Annotated in this window: 1 protein-coding gene; it reads right to left on the reverse strand. The window is 53.3% G+C overall.

The window, feature by feature from the left end; translation table 11 throughout:
• Window positions 1-18: 18 nt before the first annotated feature.
• Window positions 19-1,169 (reverse strand): IS3 family transposase gene (locus FBY04_RS32240; RefSeq protein WP_104502081.1). Its coding sequence is split into 2 segments (ribosomal slippage): window positions 19-935 and window positions 935-1,169, totalling 1,152 coding nucleotides; the frame shifts between segments, so codons are not numbered across the junction.
• Window positions 1,170-1,231 lie beyond the last annotated feature (62 nt).

Below are 1,231 nucleotides of genomic sequence, written 5' to 3' on the forward strand. Positions count from 1 at the left end.
TGAATCGCCCCGGGTTTTCTAGACACTCTCCAGGCTCGCTGCGTAACGCTTTTCAAACTCTACCGGTGACAGCTGATTGTTGAAACTGTGACGTCGTTTTGGGTTGTAAAACATCTCGATGTAATCGAACACATCATCCCGAGCATCCTGGCGTGTAGTGTAGATTTTACGCTTGATCCGCTCCCGCTTTAGCAACTGGAAAAAGCTCTCCGCCACAGCGTTGTCGTGGCAATTACCTCGACGACTCATGCTGGCCACCAGGTTGTTAGCTTTCAAGAAACTTCGCCAGTCCGAGCTGCTGTACTGACTGCCTTGATCCGAGTGGATCATCACCTCTTGCTTCGGCTTACGTCTCCAAACCGCCATCAGCAGTGCATCAATGGCTACGTCGCTGGTCATCTGCGACTTCATTGACCAACCAATGATCTGGCGTGAAAACAGATCGAGCACCACGGCCAAATACAGCCAGCCTTCATATGTTCGGATGTAGGTAATGTCTGTGACCCAAACTTTGTTGGGCTCTCTGACATCGAATTGGCGCTTCAGTAAGTTCGGTGAGGCAACGGCTGGTTTACCGCCATATTTTCCCGGCCTCCGTCGATACCCAGTCTGAGAACGTAAACCTTCAAGGCGCATCAACCTAGCCACCCGGTGACGGCCACAGCTCTCACCAACCTCTCGCAGGTCATCATGGATCTTGCGATAGCCATAAACGCCACCGCTTTCCAGCCAGGAGTGCTTGATCAAGCCGAGCAGTCGCTGATCGTCCTTGGCTCGCGCAGATTTTGGTTCGGATAGCCACGCGTAGTAACCGCTGGGATGAACCTTGAGCGTCAGGCAAAGCCGTCGAATCGCGTAGTGACCCGCTTGCTGCTTAATAAAGGCGTACTTCAGCCGCACTCCTTGGCAAAGTACGCGGCGGCCTTTTTTAAGATGTCTCGCTCCTCCGTCACCCGTTTCAGCTCGGCACGTAAACGACGAACCTCTGCGCTCTGATCATCCTCCTCAACGCGCTGTTCCTGGGGCTTGGTGTAGCGCTTAACCCAAGCATAGAGGCTGTGCACGGACACACCCAATCGTGCAGCCACCTCCGAAACAGGAAGCTGCTTTTCGGTCACTTGCTTGACCGCCTGGATTTTGAATTCTTCGGGATAACGCTGGTTGCTCATGGCACCTCCTAATGGGCCTCATTTTAAGGCTTGGAGGTGTCTACGAAACTAGGGGCGATTCA

Origin of the sequence: Pseudomonas sp. SJZ080 (assembly GCF_007828295.1) — a bacterium.
GTDB classification, from domain to species: domain Bacteria; phylum Pseudomonadota; class Gammaproteobacteria; order Pseudomonadales; family Pseudomonadaceae; genus Aquipseudomonas; species Aquipseudomonas migulae_A.